Origin of the sequence: Sphingobacterium sp. UBA6320 (genome assembly GCF_002440335.1) — a bacterium.
Classification (GTDB): domain Bacteria; phylum Bacteroidota; class Bacteroidia; order Sphingobacteriales; family Sphingobacteriaceae; genus Sphingobacterium.
Genome location: NZ_DJTA01000033.1, coordinates 15693 through 37322 on the forward strand (window position 1 = coordinate 15693; position 21630 = coordinate 37322).

The following is a 21630-nucleotide window of genomic DNA, read 5'->3' on the forward strand; positions in this document are numbered from 1 at the left end:
AATATGACATCTTGTCTCAAATTGACTGTTTGGAATATAGATTGATGTTTAACTGTGAAATCAATTAGCAATTAAATATAAAATATATATGAACACAGAAAAAGGATCTATTTCAATCCACACGGAAAACATTTTTCCTGTCATTAAAAAATTCTTATACTCTGATAATGAGATCTTCTTACGCGAGTTAGTTTCAAACGCGGTGGATGCTTCTCAAAAAATAAAACGCTTAGCTTCATTAGGTCAATACCAAGGTGAAGTAGGTGATTTATTAGTTGATGTAAAACTTGATGAAGCGGCAAAAACGATTACCATTTCGGATAATGGTATCGGTATGACAGCTGACGAGATTAAAAAATACATCAATCAAGTTGCCTTCTCAGGTGCAACTGAATTTATGGAAAAATTCAAAGAAGCAAATGATGCAAATGAAATCATCGGTCGATTTGGATTAGGTTTCTATTCCGCATTTATGGTTGCTGATAACGTTGAAATCGAAACGTTATCTTACCAAGATGGGGCAGAGGCTGCGCATTGGACATGTGATGGTAGTACTTCGTATGAAATTTCTGCAGGTACACGTACGACACGTGGTACTGATATCATCTTACACATTAATGAAGAGTCTTCAGAATTCCTAAGCCAATCGCGTTTACAGGAGATCTTGGACAAATATGCGCGCTTCCTTCCTGTAAATATCCGCTTCGGAACGAAAACAACGTCTGAGCCAGATGGAGAAGATGAAGAAGGAAAACCAAAATATAAATCTGTTGAAGTTGATAACATCATCAACAACACAAGCCCAGCTTGGACGAAAGCTCCATCTGAACTGACAGATGCAGACTATTTGGCTTTCTATAAAGAGTTGTATCCATATTCAATGGACGAACCATTATTCTGGATCCATTTAAATGTGGATTATCCATTTAATTTAACCGGAATTTTATACTTCCCGAAAATTAAAAATGAATTAGAAATTCAACGTAATAAAATTAAATTATACTCACGTCAAGTATTCATTACCGACGAAGTAAAAGATATTGTTCCTGAATTTTTAATGTTATTACATGGTGTAATTGACTCACCGGATATCCCATTAAACGTTTCAAGAAGCTTCTTACAAGCAGATAGTAACGTGAAAAAGATCAACAACTATATCACTAAAAAAGTAGCTGATAAGTTGCAGGAAATCTTTAAAACAGATCGTAAAGGTTTTGAAGAAAAATGGAATGATATCGGTCTTTTTATCAAATATGGTATGTTGAGCGATGAGAAATTTGCTGAAAAGGCAAATGAATTCTGTCTATTGACCAATACTGATAAAGAAAACTATACGATTAAAGAGTATTTTGAGAAAGTAAAAGATATTCAGGTTGATAAAGACGGTAATATCATCTATCTCTATACCCACGATGCGGCACAACAAGATAGCTTTATTTCAAGTGCAAAGACAAAAGGTTATGATGTACTGGTATTAGATGGTCCACTGGATACTCATATTACTTCCTATTTGGAACAAAAAGGTGGCGAGAAGGTACAGTTGAAGCGTGTAGATGCAGATGTTATCGATAAGTTGATTGAAAAAGATGAGAAGCAAGAATTGTCAATTTCCGAAGAGGAGTCTAAACAAGCCTTATCAATCTTTGAAAAAGCTATTAGTCGTCCGGACATGAAAGTTGAAGTGGATGCTTTATCTGCTGAGGAATTACCTGTATCAGTAACGATCGATGAGTTTATGCGTCGTATGAAAGATATGGCCAAAACCAATGGCGGAATGAACTTTTACGGCAACTTACCTGACAACTATAAGGTAACCGTAAATGGTAACCACCCACTGGTGAAACGCATTTTATCAAGTACTGAAGAAGAAGGTGCGCAATTGGCAAAACAAGCGTTTGACTTAGCTTTATTATCTCGCGGTTTGTTAACAGGTGCTGCTTTAACGTCATTTGTGAAACGCAGTGTTGAGATGATCTAATAAAAATTAAAAAATAATGCCTTAATCCTCATTACGATACGTTGTAATGAGGATTTTTTGCTTAAAAACATTTGGAGTATATCAAATAAAATTCTACTTTTGTAGCACAAACACGGTAGATGTAGCTCAGTTGGTTAGAGCATCGGTTTGTGGTACCGAGGGTCGTGGGTTCGAGCCCCATCATTTACCCAAAAGGCGAAAGAGTTCTCTTTTGCCTTTTTCTTTTATCCATATTTTATCTTTACAGCAACAATACTATCTTTTATAATTTTAATGAGGAAATCTTCATGAATATCGGACAACTTTTTAACATAGATACAGGCCTTGCTCATTTTGAATTTTCCTAATTTTTTAAGATCAAGATCTATATCATTTTCACAAATGTATAGATATAAAGAAATGGCGCTTTTACGTGGTGAAAATCCGGCCAAAGGTGCGTTTCCTTCATGGCCACTTGCATACTTGTAGTGGTACGAACCAAAACCAATAATACTGGGTCCCCATAGTACGGCAGGTTCACCAGTGATCTCTTCCATAATTTGGATGAGTCTATCACTATCTTTTCTTTTCTGCTCATCTGGTATTTGTGCAATGAAATCCTGAACTGAATCCGAAGTTGCAACAGTTTTATTGTTTGCCATAATTAAAGAATGGGAGTGAGCTTATAGCCTTTAGCCGCTAACAGGTTTAAAAGACCATTTTTTCCAACCAAATGTCCTGCTCCAACAGCAAATAGATGGGAAGATGCTGACATTTTCGATGGAATTTTATTCATCCAATTAATATTACGTTTAGTCAAGAAGTTTGCTAGATCTTCTTTAGACATATAACTATTATCATAAATAATTGTTTCCAACTCTTTTAAATTCTCGGTTTGATAAGCGGTTACCATTTTTTTTGATATTGCTGGCATCTCATCAATTTTGTTTAAATATTCCAATAAATCAGATGCTTTAAACATATTGTTTAACATATCCATTTGAAATTTTAATGTTTCGAGATCATCTATCTTTTTATTTGAAGCTGTTGCCAGGGCTTGGATATCTGTTTCCATTGTTTTCACTTTTCTAGGATCTGAGCACTCTAAAGATTTTAAACTTAAAAGGGATATAAATACAGCTGGTGACATCATATCGAGCATTTGAATAGACAGTTGTTGTGAGGTGAGGATGCTATCCATTTGAGTGAGTTCAGCTTTGGTCATACCTTTAAGGAAATTGCTGTCAGGTTTCATCATTTCAGGGATGATGGGTTTATTTTCTTCTGAACCAATATTAATTTCAAAGGTTATCACATCAACTTTGGGGATCAGATTTTTGATTTTATCCTTTAACAGATAGTCTTCTTCACACATCAGATGCATCGTACCTAATAGGTAGGAGTCTTTGGCCAAACCATTTCCTGATATTTTCCAAAGAATGGCATTTTCTTGTGCACGAACTGTAAATGTAGCGACAATAAAGGCTATGATAGCCATGAGTGATAACTTTTTCATATATGTTTATAATGTATAGTATATCATTAGTATCTAAGACCCATCATATGTTACAGATTTTTTGTCATTATAAAGGCTTTATGATTGATCAATCATAAAGCCTTTATAGTGATATGCTTTTACTGTTGCACTACTACTAGTTACGTCAGAGCACAGCGGTATTAAACGAGTATTGTATCGATCGCTATTTGGGAAAGAAGTATTTTATGAATTGGACAAGCATTGGCTATAGCTACAATACGAGTGTGTTGTTTTTCATCTAGTTTACCTTCAAAACTTATTTTTCTTACAAATTTTGTTGTGCTCTTATCTTCAGATTGTTCAATCATTACGTCCACCTGAAAAGAGTTGACTGTCCATTCTTTATGGTCAGCATACATTTTCAACGTAATGGCAGTACAAGAGGCCAATGAAGCAGCCAGGAGTTCCTGTGGTTGATAACCTAGATCAAGCCCACCTTTATCGAGAGGTTCATCAACAACAATACTGTTCTTTCCTGCAATTACAGATGTTTTATATTTATCTGTACCAATGGATGCTTTTACGATATTCATGATGTTTTTTTTGTTAGATAAAATTCTGGAAGCGGTATATAGCCAGTTTCATTAGCAACAGGAGGAAATTTTTTGTCAATCCAATCTTGCTTGGCTTGCTCTAATCTTTCTTTAGATGAACTTACAAAATTCCAAAGGATATACCGCTCTTCTGGAAAAGGCTCACCTCCAAAAATGTAAATTGTGGTGTCTTCACCAATTTCAAATTCGCACAATTGCGCATCTTTTGCTATCAGAAGTTGTTTTGATTCAAAAGTTGTTCCTGCATCAGTGATTGTACCTGATAAGATATAAAGTCCTGATTCACCATATAGGTCTTTTCCAATACTAACTTTTGCTTTATTTTTTGATTTAATTTCAATGAAATAAAGCTTACTGTATACGGAGACCGGAGACTTTTTACCAAAGGCTTCGCCTGCGATCAACCTAAAGTTGACACCTTGGTCATCTTCCCAATGAGGTAGATCTTCAGCATTTGTATGTTCAAAAGAAGGTTCACATTCTTCGAGCTCTTTTGGTAGAGCAACCCAAATTTGCAAACCATGTAAAAATTTGTCGGTATGCCTAAGGTATTCAGGAGTGCGCTCTGAATGAGTTACACCTTTACCTGCAGTCATCCAGTTGACAGCACCAGGTTTTATTTCCATCTCTGTACCTAAACTATCGCGATGCATGATCGCCCCCTCAAAAAGATAAGTTAATGTCGACAATCCAATGTGAGGATGAGGACCGACATCTAGATTTTCATATTCATTTAATGCTGCAGGCCCCATATGATCTATAAAAGAAAAGGGACCTACCATTCTTTTTTGACGAAATGGTAATAATCGACCAACCATAAAATTACCGATATCTGCGGCACGTTCTTCTATAATGATACCAATGTTTGACATGTTAAGCTATTTAAATGTTACTATATGGAACAGTTATCCAGTATTTTAGTTTTGGTATTTTCATGATTATACCTGATTAAAATATTCCATCTGTATCTATATGGATGAAGATAAGGTAACTGAACCTGTTGATTATAATGCTAAAGATAAGTACTTGTTTTATTTTTAGCATTGATCTAGATTAAGAAAATGATGGATCTGTAAATTATGGCTTATTTTTAATGATGATTCACATATATCGTTAGAGCGTAGCGTGATTTACGTAAACTTTCCTATTGCATTTGGAGCATTTTAAATACTTCAAGTACAATAGAAAAGCTGATATATTGCTGATTAAAGTTGTATTATTTTTTGGATATTTATTTCCTTTAAAAAATAATCATCATGAGATACGATCAATAAGGTACCTTGATACGTTTTGATTGCTTCAGTTAATATTTCTATATTTTGGATATCCAAGTTATTGGTAGGTTCATCCATAACAATCATGTCTGGAGCTAAGTTGCGAATGGTTAAACAACATAGACATAGTCGCATTTTTTCGCCACCACTTAATGTCCGACATCGCTTATCCCATGATTCTTTTCCAAATAAGAATCGATTTAATCTAATTTTGATTTCATGTTCCAGTAGTCCTGTATCATTAAATTGTTGCACTTGATCATAGATCGTTAGGTCATTATTGATGATGGAATAATCTTGATCGATATATATCGATATATGGGGAAAACGATATACCTCACCTGTAAACTTCGGCGTGTTGTTTAAAAGGATCTGTATAAGTGTACTTTTTCCAGCACCATTTTCACCTTTTATTGCGATACGTTCAGCACTGGTGATCTGAAAGTTTAAATCTTCTTGCCATAACAATTTATCATGAATTTGACGGTTAAGAGAATTAATTTTATAAAGGATTTTGCCAGTATGTAAGGTTGAATCTGTTAATCCAAATTTTATTTTATCAATATCAGGAATTTCCTTTCTTAAAGTTTGTAATTCTTTTGATAAGCCTGTACTTTTTTCACTATGGATATCTTTTAATTTAGCAGTACTTTTTTCAGCATTATTCCGCAAGGTATTCATCATAATTCTCGAGACACCTTCTTTTTGTTGCTTTGCTTTTCCTCGAGCATCAAGTTTCTGTTGGCGTTCTAATGTTCGACGTGCATTGACCTTGGTCTTTCGTAGCTCTTTTTCGAGATGCTTTACATCTGATTGGAGCGCATCTTGTATGATTTTTTTTTCTTCAAGATAAAAATCATAATCTCCCATATAGCCGGTCAATCCGGTTGCATTCATCTCGTACATAAATTCAAGCTGATTTAATAACGAGCGATCATGGCTCACAATGACAATCGAACATGTGGAAGTCTGTATATATTGATATAATAAAGAACGACTTATACTGTCTAATTGATTGCTCGGCTCATCTAAGAGAATCAATTTTGGTTGATGAATGTTGATACCCGCCAAAAAAACCTTTGTCTTTTGTCCGCCACTTAAAGATGATAATTTTTGACCGAGATCTATATCGGTCAACATCCAATAATTCAGAGCCTGCTGACAGCGGTCCTCTATATTCCAATCATCCTCAAGAGCAGTAAAATTATCTTCAGTCACGTTACCAGCCAGTATTTCTTGGAGAGCTGTTAATTTGGATTCTATTTTTAAAACCTGAGCAACAGATAAATGATTGTACTGCCCAAATATTTGAGGAACATAGTATAGGCTGCCATCGGTGCTTATATGTCCGTCAGCGGGTTGTAATTCACCTGCAATGATCTTTAATAAAGTGGATTTCCCAATTCCGTTATTACCGATTAGAGCAATTTTTTGATGATCGTGTAAACTCAGATTAATATTTTGAAATAAAAGATCTTTGTTTGGATGTATATATGAAATGTTTTCTAGAATAAGCATAATTTCTTTTTAAAGCATGAATGATAGTGAGGCATGAGTATGCGATCACGTTTAATATTTTGCAAAAAGAAATTATTTATTACATGGATATGTTTGCGATTAATTGTGCCACAAAACTAATGAAAATTGCACTGATATAAAAATAGCTTTATTCTTTTTATGTTTATTGTATAAAATATTTTGAATTGATATTACTCATCTGTAGTCAAGTATACTAAAGACTTGAAATTTTCTTATTTGACATAAGCCAATCTAAAGTTTTACAATATTTAGCCATAATATTATAAATATGTAATCTCCAATTTGGATTAGCTTTGCACATCAGTATATGAAAAAACTATTTGCCATATTCCTCTCAATTGTATATTTAGTGTTGTCTTCGGGCTTTGCTAAACAGGTGCATTTGTGCAAAGGAACTTTAAGTAAGCAAGTAAGTTTGACAAATATAACGCCTGATTCCAGACTACCTTGTCCGCTATGTATAGCTAAAGAAAGGGGACTAAGCAAAAAGAAGAAGAACTGTTGCAAAATAGATATTCAACTATTAAAAACAGATAAAGCTTCAAGTAACCAGGGGGGATTTGATTTTTCTATTAAAGTGTTGGGTGAGGCGATTCCCAATAGAATATGGGGTACTGTTTTCGATAAATTATCGGTCTTTCATGTTCCTAATTTTCCGATATATTCGTCTTCCAAAATTTCACTCAGCTCTAATCCTTTATATATCTTCCATTGTCTATATAGAATATAGTAAGGTTAAGTATTGAATTCGATTTTGACCATAGCCGATTATTCGGAAGATGGCAACCATTCTTTATATTAACTTTTTAAATTCTTGTCTATGAATCTTAAATTCATGGCATCAATATGTTTGATATTTGCAGTCAACACTACAGGTTTTGCTCAAATATTAAATTTATCTGATGCACTGCAACGCGCAGTAGATTATCATGATAAAATAAAATCAAAACAATCTTTTGTTCAGTCAACAGTACAAAATACACGATTTCAAAACAAGCAATATCTTCCGGATGTGACTTTTGGAGCCCAGCAAAGCTATGGGACTATCAATGCACAAAATGGCCCGCTGTATGCTTACGGAGGTTTGGCTTCTGCGGCCACTTCGATGCCATTGGCTGAGCAAAATTGGAACGCTGCTTTTGGGTCTTTGTATTTTGCAAATGTCAATTGGAATATATTCACTTTTGGTAAAAAAACACAGCAGGTCGCTCTTGCCAGTTCAAAAGAAAAAGTTGCAACGGCAGATGTCGATCAGATTATTTTTGAACATCAGATCAAAGTAGCTGCCGCTTATCTCAATCTTTTAGCTAGTCAACGGATCAGATTTGTGCAGGGTAAAAATACCGAACGCGCCCAAGTCTTCTTCGAAATGACAAGCAGTAGAGCCGCCAGTGGTTTGATTCCTCAGGTGGATCTGTCGCTAGCAAAAGCGGAAGTTTCCCATGCTAGATCTCTTGAAATAAAATCGTACGATAAAGAGCTATCATATTCAAAACACCTTGCCGTACTGCTGAATGAAGAATTTCAAACATATCAGTTGGATAGTATATTTAATACAACTGTACCGTATATATCTGGCGATACAATTCAAAAGCGTGCGGCCAATCATCCTTTATTAACTTGGCATCAGCGCAAGATCGATGAAAGTGAACAGTCTGAAAAGTATATGCATAGCCAAAAAATGCCAACTGTCAATATTGTTGGTGTGATACAGGGAAGAGGTTCAGGTTTTGATTGGAACTATATCCAAGATCAAACGGCCTATTCGTCTTCCTACTTTAAGGGAACGGGAATTCAACGCAGTAATTTTTTGATTGGTGGTACATTAAGCTGGAATTTGACTAATATCTTTCGTTATGATAGTAAAGTTAAAGAACAACAATTTCAGACCCAATCTTTAAAACAAGATTATTCATTGATGGAGAAGGAACTGAGTGCACAGACAGAATTAGCGAAAGTGCAATTTCAAAATGCGGTGGATAATCTGGCGGAAACCAAAGTACAACTTACAGCTGCTCAGCTAGCACATCGACAACATACTGCATTGTATAAAAATGGACTAACTCCTTTAGTTGATTTTACTCAAGCATTGTACAGTCTAAATCGAGCAGAGATTGATTATGAGATTGCTCAAAATAATGTTTGGCAAGCGATGTTATTGCTCGCATCCGCTCAGGGTGACATTTCTATACTTTTAAAAGCAACTCAATACTAATTTTTTTACAGATGAATTTAATCAGATTTGCACTTCGCAAACCAATTTCCATTATGGTTATGGTACTGGGGCTTTTATTCTTCGGGATACGAGCTGCAAAAGAAATACAGGTAGATATTCTACCCGAGATGAACCTACCTGTTGTCTATGTAGCGCATTCATTTAATGGGTATACTCCGCAGCAGATGGAGGGCTATTTTACTAAAATGTATGTCAATATGATGCTTTTTACAAATGGTATAAAAAGTATTGAAACAAAAAATACACAAGGTTTGACCTTAATGAAGGTCAATTTTTACGAAGGAACTGAAATGGGTGAAGCGATCGCACAGCTGACTGCATTATCCAACCGTTCACAAGTGTTTTTGCCTCATGGTGCTCCGCCACCCTTTATTATTCGATTTGATGCCTCTTCTCAGCCGGTGGGGCAATTGGTGTTTCGAAGTGAAACGAAAACGAATAATCAGCTACAGGACATCGCCAATTTTACTGCTCGTCCTTTTCTAATTGCTATACCCGGATTAACCACAGCACCACCATTTGGAGGTAGTCCACGTACTATTGAAATTAATATTGATCCTAATAAATTACGCGTTCATCAGCTCTCACCAGAACAGATCGTGGAAATTATCAGTCGTCAAAATATTACCTCTCCATCCGGAAACGTGTATATAGATGATATCAACTATCTGACGCCGACCAACAATACATTAAAAACAGTTGAGGAGTTTGGTGATATCCCACTATTCAAAGGACAAGTCGATAATGTATACTTGAGAGATGTGGCAACAGTAAAAGATGGTGCCGACATCACTGCAGGATACGCTTTAATAGATGGTAAACGTTCGGTTTATATCAATGTTGCTAAATCGGGGAAAGCATCTACATATGATGTTGTACAAAATCTTAAAAAGGTCATTCCTGATATTCAAAAAAATCTACCAGATGATGTCACCATCTCCTACGAATTTGATCAATCCGTATACGTCATCAATGCGGTGAAAAGTTTGATCATAGAGGGGGTATTGGGTGCCTTGTTAACAGGTTTAATGGTCATTTTATTTTTAAGAGATAAGCGGGCAGCTTTGATTGTTATTTTAACCATTCCAATATCGATTATTTCTGGTGTTTTATTTCTTAAATTATTTGGACAGACTATCAATATCATGAGTCTGTCTGGGTTGGCATTGGCGATTGGTATTTTGGTTGATGAGAGCACGGTAACGATCGAAAATATTCATCAGCACTTTGCCATGGGAAAAACAAAAGCAAGAGCGATCTGGGATGCATGTATGGAGATAGCTTTTCCAAAATTACTGATATTACTTTGTATTCTTGCTGTATTTGCCCCTGCATTGGTTATGACTGGGATACCTGGTTCATTGTTTATGCCATTGGCACTTTCGATTGGTTTCTCTATGATTATATCCTATCTCATGTCACAGACTTTTGTTCCTATCATGGCTAATTGGATTATGAAAAATAATCATGGGACAGGTGGGGAGAGTAAAGAGAAAGCTTTTGATCGATTTAAAGATCGCTACTCCAATCTGCTAAAAAGGTTAATGGAATATAAAAGGTTGATCGTTTCTTTTAGCCTGGTGCTTATTCTTGCTTTGGCAGCTATTATGTATCAGCTTACAGGCAAAGATGTCCTTCCGAATGTAAACTCGAGCCAGTTTCAAGTTAGGATAACAGCACCTGAGGGAACGAGAATTGAAAAAACGGAAGAAAAAGTAAAGGCGGTATTGCAGCAGCTGAATAACTTGATCGGCAAAGATAAAATAGCAATTTCGTCGGCTTACATAGGGCTGCATCCATCTTCTTTTGCTGTAAGTCCTATTTATCTTTACAATGCTGGTCCACATGAAGCTTTACTTCAGGTAGCATTAAAAGATTATAAAGGAAATTCGGACGTCCTAAAAGATGAAATAAGAGCTCATCTTAAAAAAACAATGCCAGAACTTAAATTATCATTTGAACCGATCGAACTGACAGAGAAAATTTTAAGTCAAGGTGCAAATACAGCTATTGAGATTCGTATCTCGGGCATGATGAAGAAGATGAATGCTATGTCTGCCAATAAATTGATGATGAAGCTGAAAGAATTGGATTATTTACGTGATATCAAAATACCACAATCTATGAATTATCCGGCTTTAGAAATTAATATTGACAGAAATAGGGCTGCACAGTTGGGCTTAGATGCGCAGGATATTTCCAGATCATTGGTCGCCAGTACAGCCTCTTCTCGCTATACGAGTAAAAATATGTGGGTTGGGGGGATGATGGGAATTGCTTACGATGTACAGGTACAGATGCCACAAAATATGCTCAATAGCCAAGATGAGTTGGCTAATATTCCCTTGTCAAAAAATGCTGATAGACCAGTTTTAGGTGATGTGGCTACTATAACAGCTGTCAAAACATTAGGAGAAAGCTACAATTTGGGAACGATGGGCTATACCACAGTAACAGCCAATGTCCATCAGACAGATTTAGGTCGGGCCCAAAAAGATGTACAGGCAGCGATTGATTCTTTAGGCGAATTGCCCAAAGGTGTCACTGTTCAAGTGGCTGGTATGGCTCCAGTTTTAGATAATACAATGAAGAGCCTGTCAGGTGGATTATTGATCGCTATTGTTGTCATCTTTCTCATGCTAACAGCAAATTTTCAATCATTCAAAGTTTCATTAACCATTTTGACAACTGTGCCATTCGTGATATTTGGTTCTCTGCTGTTGCTGAAATTAACAGGATCTACGATCAATATGCAATCTTATATGGGTATCATCATGGCGATAGGAGTTTCGATTTCCAATGCCGTGTTACTGATCAGTAATGCAGAAACCTTGCGATTAGAAAACAAAAATGCTTTTCAGTCTGCGATTACAGCAACAGGGTTGCGCATTAGACCCATTATTATGACTACGCTAGCAATGACAGCAGGTATGTTGCCCATGGCGATCGGTTTTGGCGAAGGTGGTGATCAAGTTTCACCTTTGGGTAGAGCTATAATAGGCGGATTGGTGGCATCTACATTTTCGGTACTGATCATCCTCCCACTGGTATTTGCCTGGGTAATGGGCAAAAGTAAGATTCAGTCACCATCGCTAGATCCTGAAGATGAGAATAGTATCCATTTTAATAATTAGAAAACAGAAAAAATGAAAAACTTAATTTATATAGCGCTGCTAGCGTCCGTATTTATTTTTACAGGTTGTGCCTATTCCGAGAAAGAACCTAAAGAGGAAAAGAACATGGAAAAGGAAGCTGCCATGATGAACCCTTTTGAAACCATTGCTGTTCAAAAAATCAATCCTTTGGTCATCTTAAAATTAGCGGGTGAATTGTTGCCTGATCAGAGTACTGAGCTGTTTGCCAAAGTAAACAGTTATGTTAAAAATATACGAGTTGATATTGGTGATCGAGTTGTCGCGGGACAGGTTTTGATGACTTTAGAAGCTCCAGAAATCCAATCTCAAGTCGCTACAGCTAAAGCCAAACTTAAGGCACAACGAGCGGTATACTTGGCTACTTTGGCGACCTATGATCGTATGGTTAACGCTAATGAAACCGAAGGTGCTATTGCACAGGATGCTATGGATCAGATTGCTGCACGAAAGTTGTCGGATCAGGCACAATTGGCAGCAGCAGAATCTGCTTATAGTGAAATTAAAAATATAGACGATTATTTGGTGATCCGTGCTCCATTCAACGGTATAATTACAGATCGAAATGTCGATCTAGGTGCATATGTTGGCCCCATGGGCAAATCGCCTTTATTGGTCGTGCAGAACAATCAAAAATTGAGACTTAATATTTCTATTCCTGAAGCTAATACACCTTTTATCAAGCTTGGTGATACCATTCAATTTTATGTCAGATCACAGCCTCAGCATAAATATTTTGCTCAAATAAGCCGTAAATCGGGTAGTCTAGATCTTAAGTTGCGATCAGAAAAAGTAGAAGCAGATTTTATAAATACAAATCATGTATTGAAGCCTTTTATGATTGCAGAAACTCAGATCCCACTGCAAAATAGCGAAGCGACATTCTTTGTTCCCAAATCTGCTATAGTTGATAGTAATATGGGGATGTATGTGATCGCTGTTGAAGCGGGCAAGGCCAAGAAAATACCTATCAGTAAAGGTCGGGTAATGTCCGATCGGGTAGAGGTAGTCGGTGACTTAACTGAAAATGATATGATCCTTAAATTGGGTAATGAAGAAATACAGGAGGGTACACCCATTCCAAATAAATAAATTAATGAATAACATGATCAAACAATTCAATAAAATTACGATGGTGGTCTTTGCTACCATCGTATTCATATCTTGTAATAATAATGCGCCAAAGGAGACTGGTGCAATTGGCGGTGAACCATTTCAAAAGGAGCTTGCTGATCATAAAGTGATCGCTACATCCAGGCCGAACAAAGGGGATCAAGTCTCTAATAATTTGGTCTGTATGGTCAATGATGAGTATATGGGCAAGCAACAGCTGGAGGTCCCTTTTGAAGGGAAGATGTATTATGGCTGTTGCGAAATGTGCAAAGAACGCATTCCTAATGATGCAAAAGTGCGCATGGCAATTGATCCATATAGCTTAAAAAAGGTAGATAAGGCTACTGCATACATTGTCTTGATCGGCAATCAAGATGAAGTTGCTTACTTTGAAAGTAAACATAATTATGACGCATTTCTAAGATCGGCGCAATAAAAGAAGTTCAAGTAGATAAAAGTTCTTGTCAGTTGCTACTCAGCTGATAAGAACTTTTTTAAGTTGATCTTCAAATTTCTGAACAGGAAATACGTGTTTGACGCGGCTAAATCAAGATAGATTTAAACTTGATCATAACCAGGCCTTATTGTTTTATAACCCATATTATAATAATTTCCAATGCTTAGTTATTTTATACCATCTATACTAGAAATATTTTACCTTGTTATTTTTTAGAAAAATTAAATATTTTTCACATTAAAACTTTTTGTTATTAGATATGTTAAAAAAGAATCATAAATTGCTTTTAAATTTTTAGACATAGCTTTTAATGACTTGATCGAGAATAGGTTTGGGATAGGAGTAGTTGTGCTTTTCGATTGTTTAATAAGTAGAATATTCAAGGTAATTAACTCAAAATAGAGCAATGAACAATCCGCCTTTACCCCATAATGAATCGGAGCGACTTCGTGCATTACACGAGTATGAAATATTAGATACAGAGATAGAAGAAGACTTTGATCGCATTACAACGATAGCTTCTTTGGTTTGTGGAGCACCGATTTCACTTATATCATTGATTGACAAAGACAGGCAGTGGTTTAAATCCAGAGTTGGGCTCGATGTGCAAGAAACGTCACGTAACTTAGCATTTTGCAGATATGTTATTACTGGAGATAATTTTTTGGAGGTTTATGATGCTACGGAGGATGAACGTTTTAAAGAAAATGAACTCGTCACGGCTGATCCGCATATCCGTTATTATGCCGGATTTCCTTTAATAGATCCCAATGGCTATGCTTTAGGTACATTGTGTGTAATCGATACAATCCCTAGGATGCTTAATGATGATCAAAAGAAAGCACTTTCACTCTTACGTGATGAGGCAATGGCCCTTATTGTCAACAGAAAAGAAAAAGAAAGTTATAAGGAAAGTGAGCAAAAGTTAAAAGCTTTTTTTGATAATTCTCAGGGACTGATGTGTACACATGATCTGGAAGGTAATATGCTCACTGTGAATGATGCAGGTGCGGCGATTCTTGGTTATTCCAGATCTGAAATTGAAAACATGTCCTTGTTTGATATTATTCCACACGAAGCACATCAAAATTTGATAGGCTATCTTCATGAGATTGTTCAAAAAGGTACGGTAAAGGGTGAAATGCGCACTGCTACAAAATCGGGAGAATTGCGTATTTGGCTTTTCAATAATATTCTGCAAAATAAGGGTGAGAAGAACCCCTATATTATAGGCAATGCTGTTGATGTCACCGAGCAACATTATTTAGAGAAGGATTTAAAGCAAACGCAAGCTATGCTGGCTAGGACCGGAAGAGTCGCTCGTATAGGAGGTTGGGAATATAGTCTTTTGAGTAAAGAATTATCTTGGTCCGAAATAACGAAAGAAATACACGAGGTACCTAACAATTATCAACCAGATATTGATAAAGCTCTCGAATTTTATAAAGCTAATGAGAGTCGAGACAAAATTCTTGAAGCTATCCAAAAAGCAATTTCCAAAGGAGAATCTTGGGATCTGGAATTAGAAATAATTACATTTAAAGGTGTCGAATTGTGGGTGAGAGCGCTTGGCTACGCCGAATTTGAGCAGGGAACTTGTATCCGCATATATGGGACTTTTCAAGATATTGATAAGCGTAAGCGGATTGAAGCAGAATCTGCTAAATCAAAAAAATTGCTCGAAGATGTGTTGGAAGCGACTTCAGCTGTTGGTATTATTTCAACCGATACCCAAGGTATAATTACGCTATTTAATAAAGGAGCAGAAAATATACTAGGCTATCATAGTGAAGAAATAATCGGTAAATTGAGTCCGGTAATTTTTCATAAAGAAGGTGAAATTGTATCTCGTGCAAAGGAACTTGAAGAAGAATTAGGTTTCGAGGTGAAGGGGTTTCGTGCTCTTGTCGAAAAACCCGAAATTTATGGAGCAGAGCAAAGGGAGTGGACCTATATTAGAAAAGACGGATCTTCATTGTATGTTTCTTTAGCGATTACAGCTATCCGGGATATCGCTGGAATTATCATTGGATATCTGTGTATAGCAACTGATATTAGCAAAATCATTAATCAAAGGGAAGAATTAGAACGAGCTAAACTTCTTGCTGAGCAGGCCAATATAGCGAAATCAGAGTTTTTAGCCAATATGAGTCATGAAATCCGAACGCCCTTAAATGGAATTATAGGATTTACAGATCTGATGACCAGAACAGAATTGGATCACACTCAAAAAGGCTACTTAGCAATAGTTGATCAGTCTGCTAATCTTTTATTAAGTATTATCAATGATATTCTAGATTTTTCAAAGATTGAAGCTGGAAAGTTGGAATTAGATATTGAAAGAAGTGAACTTTATGAGCTGCTGGAGCAAGTGACTAGTTTTCTGAATTTTCAGATGGAGTCAAAAAAACTGGAATTAAATTTAAATGTGTCTCCAGATGTTCCGCATTATGTTTGGATTGATTCTTTACGTATTAAACAAGTACTGATGAATCTTCTGAGCAATGCGACTAAATTTACGGAAAAAGGAACAATCGAATTGAGTGTAGAAGTTTTATTTCATGATGATCAGTTTTCAACCCTTCGTTTTGGTGTTCGGGACACTGGAATCGGTATAAAAGTCGATAAGCAAGAAAAGATCTTTGACGCATTTTCGCAAGAAGATACTTCCACTACCAAGCGCTATGGCGGAACAGGTTTGGGCCTTACCATATCAAATAAGTTACTGAATATGATGGGTAGCAAACTGCAATTAGAAAGTACTTATGGTGTCGGCAGCTTATTCTTTTTTGATATTACACTTCGATCATTGGAAGGCGAATCACAAGATTGGAAGAATTTAGATCAAATTAAAAATGTTCTGGTTGTTGACAGCGACCAAGCGAGTAGATTAACATTAGTTCAGAAGTTAAAGCTTAAACAGATCAATGTATTTCAAGGGAACAATGGATTTGAAGTGTTGCAACTATTGATGGCAGGAAATCGTTACGACGTTATTATCATCGATGATAAAATACCCATTATGGGTGGGATCGAAACAATTAAAAAGATAAGAGAGAAATTGATTTATTCTGACCTAGATCAACCTATTATTTTAGTGTTTGATGATTTTAAAGACGATATAGGCAAGATTTGTAAAGAGCTAGATTTACATCATTGGATGATTAAACCTATACTGTTTGAAAATTTGTTTAAAACCTTGTCAGACGTGCAGCTTATGGCACAGAGTCAAGGAACAACTTTGTTAAAAAAGGAAAGTGTTCATAAATACAATTTTAAAGTGCTCATTGTTGAAGATAATGAATTTAATATGCTTTTAACAGCTACACTTGTTCGAAATATCCTACCAAATGCTGAAATTTTAGAAGCAGTAGATGGTTTTATGGGTTTAAAACTTTTTAAAGAAAATCATATAGATTTAATCTTGATGGACATTCAAATGCCAGAAATGAATGGATACGAAGTAACTCAGGAAATAAGAAATCAAGAAACGGGCATACAGATACCAATAATTGCTTTAACGGCAGGAAATGTGAAGGGTGAAAAAGATAAATGTTTGGCAGTAGGAATGAATGATTTTGTTGTGAAGCCAGTTATTGAACAAACATTGCGAGAAATTATTGGTAAATGGCTTAAGCAATAGTTATCGTCTCAAAACTTATATATTTTATTGATGTCAAGTATGGTGAGATAATAGCTAATTGCAACATTTTGGATGGATTTGAAAATTATAGGACAGGACTGTCTAAAGAAGGATAAATATTCTTGTACTTTGCGGTAAATCTATCAAAATTATTGAAACCAATATCATCCATGAGAAAGATTATCTTAATACTCTTTGCGATCAGTACAATCGTCATAAAGACTAATGCACAGGTTAATCTTGCCCAACCATTTGAAGATTGCAACATAAAGGGGAGTATTACCATATATGATCTTAAGGAAAGAAAATGGATTTCTAGCGATATGAGTGATAGTAATCAGCCCAGCTTACCAGCTTCTACTTTTAAAATTATCAATACATTAATCGCTCTTGAAACTGGTGTCGTCTCAAGTGAAAAACACATCATCAAATGGCCTGGTTCAACTGATACGGTCAAATATGGTTATCGACCCGATATTTATCATGACATCAGTATGAAAGAAGCATTTAAATTATCTGCTGGTTGGGCTTATGTTGAGATGGCAAAGATAATCGGTAAAGAACGGTATAAGTCGTATTTGAATGCTTGTCATTACGGTAATGTGGATCTAAGTGTCAATGACGATGATTTTTGGAATTTTGGAAACTTTGCTATTTCGCCAGTCAATCAAATCGAAATATTACTTGCTGTGTATCATGAAACTTTACCATTTAAAAAGAGTTCTTTTGAGATTCTCAAAGAAATGATGATTGAAACTAAAACCAAAGCATATACCATCAGAGCAAAGACAGGATGGACGCGCGATGCTGGAAAAGATATTGGTTGGTGGGTTGGATATGTTGAACGGCAAGATCATGTTTATTTCTTTGCAACGCGTCTGATTAAAGATCGAACTGATATCAATGTCAATTTTAGTAAATGTAGAAAAGAGATAACATTGAAGATTCTAAAAGAACTACATATGCTGTGATCATCCGTATCGCGTAATCATTAATTGATGCCGGTCGATTACATCATAATCATCCATCGTATAAAAAATATGATGCGGTATACTGTTATTAAATATTGAATCGCTTTCTATAGTTAGTAGGATTTTCTCCCGTGATTTTTTTGAAAAGCCTATTAAAATAGGAAACATTTTCAAATCCGAGTTGAAAGGAAATTTCTTGAATACTATAATTTTCGAGCAACATCATGAGCTGAGCTTTTTCTATTTTTTTTTGGTTTATGTACGTTATTGGTGTGCCATTAAATTGCTTCTTGAAAAGACGTATAAAGTGATCCTTGGTCAAGCAAGAAATTTCAGCTAATTGAGAAATGCGAATAGAACAGTGGATATGGTTATGAATATAATCTATCACGTTTGACATCCTTTTATCTACGTGCGGCAATTTTTCTGTCGCATAGGTATAAAAGCGAGCTATCAATAGCTGGATTATAGCATGACTTTCAAGATCAATAGCGTGTGAAGTGTTTGCCTGTACAGCGATATTTCTTATCAATTCATTAGCATTGTCGTAAGCATCAGGATCATATATGGATAATTCTCGTTCAGGATTTATAGCAATTAAACGTTCTATTAGGCTTAATAGGAGAGGATCACCTTGTATCTCAACAGGAAAAGACATTTGGTCAAACAGACTGGATGTATTTTCTAAATTCTCATAAATATGAATATAATATAGTTCAAGCTCACCACTACATTCATAACTATGAGTTGTGTATGAGGGGGTCAAATAAAGGCAATCTTCTTTAAGTTGATATTTTGTATTTCCAGTATGCAGCCAAGCTGTTCCGCTCCTGACCCAATGAATGCGTGTAAAGGGGCTACTGACGTTTTTCCAATTCCAATCAGCATCATGCTTTGCATAGCCAATATTTAATAGAATAAAATCAAATTGATGTCTTTCGTTTTTCAAGTGTTGTGTTTTCCTCTTCTACTTAAATAATAAAAGCAGATATAATATACTTTGTTTAGATGGATACTTTGATATAAAGATATATTATTTTCAATAAACTTTAAAAGTCGATATTGTGCTATTCTTTATCGATAACGTTATCAAGTCTAATCAATAATACTACTAATTTTGAATGTATTCAAGATAAACCATTATAGACCGGATGTATGCTGTTCATATTCAGCAAAGTCCTTTCGATTATATTTTATTAAAATATTTTTTCTATGGACAGAAGAACTGTAATTAAGATTTTAGGAACTGCGATACCTACATTATATCTGAGCACGCCTATTTCTGCAATAGGGAATTGGGGGAAAGTGCCATTTATAGCAGATTGGAAATCGTTGGAAAAATATCGTGTGCCTGAATGGTTCCGAGATGCCAAGTTTGGTATATGGGCACACTGGGGCCCTCAATGTCAGCCGGAACGAGGTGATTGGTATGCTCGCGGAATGTATCAAGAAGGATCTGATCAGTATCATTATCATATCGAAAAATATGGGCATCCATCAGTTTTTGGGTTTAAAGATGTTATCCATGAATGGAAAGCAGAGAAATGGAATCCAGAATCCTTAATGGATTTATATAAAAATACGGGAGCTCAATATTTTATGGCATTAGCTAATCATCATGATAACTTAGACCTGTACAAGAGTACAAACCATAAGTGGAATAGTGTACATGTTGGACCTAAAAAAGATATTGTTCAAGGCTGGGCCACAGCTGCAAAGAAAAGAGGACTTAAATTTGGTGTCAGTGTTCACGCTGCACATGCTTGGACATGGTATGAAACGGCACAACGCGCTGATAAAAAAGGCCAATATAAAGGAGTACCTTATGATGGTCATCTAACCCAGGCTGACGGTAAAGGTAAATGGTGGGAGGGATATGATCCGCAGGAACTGTATGCTCAAAACCATCCGCTCAGTAGAGACAGTGAGCAGGATCATAGCATACATCAACAATGGCATTGGGATGTCGACTCCGGAGTTAGTATTCCTTCAAAGGCATATTGCGAAAATTTTAGAGATAGAACTTTCGAGCTGATCGATAATTATCATCCCGATATTGTTTATTTCGATGATACTGCGTTGCCACTTTGGCCTATCAGCAACGTTGGATTGGATATTGCAGCTCACTATTATAATAAAAGTGCCAAGGAAAATAACGGTAAGGTTGAAGTGGTAATCAATGGTAAGATCTTAGACGAGCAACAACGTAAGTGTATGGTTTGGGATATTGAACGTGGGCAAAGTAATAAAATTGAACCACTGCCTTGGCAAACCTGCACTTGTATTGGAGCATGGCATTATGACCGTCGCATTTATGATAATAATCTTTATAAATCTGCAAAAACTATCTTACATATGCTGATCGATGTGGTCAGCAAAAATGGTAACTTGCTATTGAGTGTTCCGTTGCGTGGAGATGGATCCCTTGACGATAAAGCGCAGTTTGTAGTTGAAGGCATTTCATCATGGATGAAGGTTAACTCAGAAGCTATAATAGGAACTAGACCTTGGCATATTTTTGGCGAAGGACCAGCGCTAGAGCATGCTCCCGAATTGCATGCACAGGGTTTTAATGAGGGGAAAGGGAAACCTTTGACAAGTGAAGATTTTAGATTTACAACAAAAAAAGACACCATTTACGTCATGAGAATGGGGAGGTCCGATAAGCAGACGGTTACAGTTGCATCTTTAGCTAAAAATGCTCCCAATGCCAAGGTGATCACAAATGTCACAATATTGGGGTACAAGGGTTCTGTGCAATTTAAGCAGGATCATCATGGCCTAGTGGTTGAAATGCCAACAGATTTGATCCAAGATGAAAATGCAACAGTCTTAAAAATTTCTTAAATAAATATCATCAGGAAATGATTGGATCAAATTTCCTGATGATACGCTAAAGTAATAGGGTTGATTAATTCTTTATCCTCCTTCGATATTAAAAGTAGTTCGCTCTCTTCGACTTCTTGGTCGATATAAAGTTGCGATGACCTCCCTCCTGTAAAGCTATTTCCATATGTTATCCACCTACTTTCTAGCGCAAATTATAAGATTTGCATTCTCCCTTTTAACCCATATAGTACACGTTAAAAATACCCTCAGTAACGAAATCTTCAAATCGACAAACGTTTGGTACTTATAATAAGAAGCTCTGCTTGTGACGTCTTTGTGCTGAAACAAATCATAAAATGAGATCATGT

The 21630-nt window shown here is 36.0% G+C and carries 15 protein-coding genes and 1 tRNA gene; 10 read left to right on the plus strand and 6 right to left on the minus strand.

Annotated elements, in window-relative coordinates; all coding sequences use genetic code 11:
- Positions 1-88 precede the first annotated feature (88 nt).
- Positions 89-1978 (plus strand): molecular chaperone HtpG, encoded by a 1890-nt coding sequence (gene htpG / locus B3P23_RS20870; RefSeq protein WP_293929297.1) that lies wholly within the window; start codon positions 89-91, stop codon positions 1976-1978.
- 115 nt (positions 1979-2093) lie between these two features.
- Positions 2094-2167 (plus strand) — tRNA-His (locus B3P23_RS20875).
- A gap of 35 nt (positions 2168-2202) precedes the next feature.
- Here the strand turns inward: B3P23_RS20875 and B3P23_RS20880 are convergent.
- From B3P23_RS20880 to B3P23_RS20900, 5 genes are all read right to left on the minus strand, one after another.
- Positions 2203-2619 carry a DUF1801 domain-containing protein gene (locus B3P23_RS20880; protein ID WP_248753830.1) on the minus strand — a complete coding sequence of 139 codons (417 nt, stop codon included), beginning with the start codon at positions 2617-2619 and terminating at the stop codon, positions 2203-2205.
- A 2-nt stretch (positions 2620-2621) separates the two neighbouring features.
- Positions 2622-3473 (minus strand): TraB/GumN family protein, encoded by an 852-nt coding sequence (locus B3P23_RS20885; protein ID WP_293929299.1) that lies wholly within the window; start codon positions 3471-3473, stop codon positions 2622-2624.
- A 161-nt stretch (positions 3474-3634) separates the two neighbouring features.
- Positions 3635-4027: an OsmC family protein gene (locus tag B3P23_RS20890; protein WP_293929301.1), complete on the minus strand. Its 393-nt coding sequence runs from the start codon at positions 4025-4027 to the stop codon at positions 3635-3637.
- Positions 4024-4920, minus strand: a complete 897-nt coding sequence (locus B3P23_RS20895; RefSeq protein ID WP_045752199.1) for a pirin family protein — start codon at positions 4918-4920, stop codon at positions 4024-4026. Before B3P23_RS20895 ends, B3P23_RS20890 begins: the two co-directional genes overlap by 4 nt.
- Before the next feature lie 333 nt (positions 4921-5253).
- Positions 5254-6840 (minus strand): ABC-F family ATP-binding cassette domain-containing protein, encoded by a 1587-nt coding sequence (locus B3P23_RS20900; RefSeq protein ID WP_293929303.1) that lies wholly within the window; start codon positions 6838-6840, stop codon positions 5254-5256.
- 328 nt (positions 6841-7168) lie between these two features.
- Here B3P23_RS20900 and B3P23_RS21515 point away from each other — a divergent pair, with 328 nt between their 5' ends.
- The 7 genes from B3P23_RS21515 to B3P23_RS20930 all read left to right on the plus strand — a co-directional run bounded on the left by B3P23_RS21515 (position 7169) and on the right by B3P23_RS20930 (position 18433).
- Entirely contained in the window at positions 7169-7591 is a 423-nt protein-coding gene (locus B3P23_RS21515; protein ID WP_414713165.1) for an HYC_CC_PP family protein, read from the plus strand.
- Positions 7592-7681: 90 nt separating this feature from the next.
- Positions 7682-9076: a TolC family protein gene (locus tag B3P23_RS20905; protein ID WP_293929305.1), complete on the plus strand. Its 1395-nt coding sequence runs from the start codon at positions 7682-7684 to the stop codon at positions 9074-9076.
- 11 nt (positions 9077-9087) lie between these two features.
- Complete coding sequence (locus tag B3P23_RS20910; RefSeq protein WP_293929307.1) at positions 9088-12231, plus strand: efflux RND transporter permease subunit; 3144 nt, start codon at positions 9088-9090, stop codon at positions 12229-12231.
- A gap of 12 nt (positions 12232-12243) precedes the next feature.
- Complete coding sequence (locus tag B3P23_RS20915) at positions 12244-13341, plus strand: efflux RND transporter periplasmic adaptor subunit (RefSeq protein ID WP_293929309.1); 1098 nt, start codon at positions 12244-12246, stop codon at positions 13339-13341.
- Positions 13342-13354: 13 nt separating this feature from the next.
- Positions 13355-13798, plus strand: coding sequence for a hypothetical protein (locus B3P23_RS20920; RefSeq protein ID WP_293929311.1), 444 nt, complete (start codon positions 13355-13357; stop codon positions 13796-13798).
- A gap of 427 nt (positions 13799-14225) precedes the next feature.
- Positions 14226-17462 (plus strand): PAS domain S-box protein, encoded by a 3237-nt coding sequence (locus B3P23_RS20925; protein ID WP_293929313.1) that lies wholly within the window; start codon positions 14226-14228, stop codon positions 17460-17462.
- Between the two features lie 161 nt (positions 17463-17623).
- Positions 17624-18433, plus strand: a complete 810-nt coding sequence (locus B3P23_RS20930; protein ID WP_414713167.1) for a penicillin-binding transpeptidase domain-containing protein — start codon at positions 17624-17626, stop codon at positions 18431-18433.
- An 88-nt stretch (positions 18434-18521) separates the two neighbouring features.
- Here B3P23_RS20930 and B3P23_RS20935 read toward each other — a convergent pair whose 3' ends face one another.
- Positions 18522-19382 (minus strand): helix-turn-helix domain-containing protein, encoded by an 861-nt coding sequence (locus tag B3P23_RS20935; RefSeq protein WP_293929317.1) that lies wholly within the window; start codon positions 19380-19382, stop codon positions 18522-18524.
- A gap of 263 nt (positions 19383-19645) precedes the next feature.
- Here B3P23_RS20935 and B3P23_RS20940 point away from each other — a divergent pair, with 263 nt between their 5' ends.
- Positions 19646-21280: an alpha-L-fucosidase gene (locus tag B3P23_RS20940; protein WP_293929319.1), complete on the plus strand. Its 1635-nt coding sequence runs from the start codon at positions 19646-19648 to the stop codon at positions 21278-21280.
- Positions 21281-21630 lie beyond the last annotated feature (350 nt).

Coding starts and splice junctions, on each gene's coding strand:
- htpG (WP_293929297.1), top strand. CDS start 89: ATGAACACAGAAAAAGGATCTATTTCAATCCACACGGAAAACATTTTT.
- B3P23_RS20880 (WP_248753830.1), bottom strand. CDS start 2,619: ATGGCAAACAATAAAACTGTTGCAACTTCGGATTCAGTTCAGGATTTC.
- B3P23_RS20885 (WP_293929299.1), bottom strand. CDS start 3,473: ATGAAAAAGTTATCACTCATGGCTATCATAGCCTTTATTGTCGCTACA.
- B3P23_RS20890 (WP_293929301.1), bottom strand. CDS start 4,027: ATGAATATCGTAAAAGCATCCATTGGTACAGATAAATATAAAACATCT.
- B3P23_RS20895 (WP_045752199.1), bottom strand. CDS start 4,920: ATGTCAAACATTGGTATCATTATAGAAGAACGTGCCGCAGATATCGGT.
- B3P23_RS20900 (WP_293929303.1), bottom strand. CDS start 6,840: ATGCTTATTCTAGAAAACATTTCATATATACATCCAAACAAAGATCTT.
- B3P23_RS21515 (WP_414713165.1), top strand. CDS start 7,169: ATGAAAAAACTATTTGCCATATTCCTCTCAATTGTATATTTAGTGTTG.
- B3P23_RS20905 (WP_293929305.1), top strand. CDS start 7,682: ATGAATCTTAAATTCATGGCATCAATATGTTTGATATTTGCAGTCAAC.
- B3P23_RS20910 (WP_293929307.1), top strand. CDS start 9,088: ATGAATTTAATCAGATTTGCACTTCGCAAACCAATTTCCATTATGGTT.
- B3P23_RS20915 (WP_293929309.1), top strand. CDS start 12,244: ATGAAAAACTTAATTTATATAGCGCTGCTAGCGTCCGTATTTATTTTT.
- B3P23_RS20920 (WP_293929311.1), top strand. CDS start 13,355: ATGATCAAACAATTCAATAAAATTACGATGGTGGTCTTTGCTACCATC.
- B3P23_RS20925 (WP_293929313.1), top strand. CDS start 14,226: ATGAACAATCCGCCTTTACCCCATAATGAATCGGAGCGACTTCGTGCA.
- B3P23_RS20940 (WP_293929319.1), top strand. CDS start 19,646: ATGGACAGAAGAACTGTAATTAAGATTTTAGGAACTGCGATACCTACA.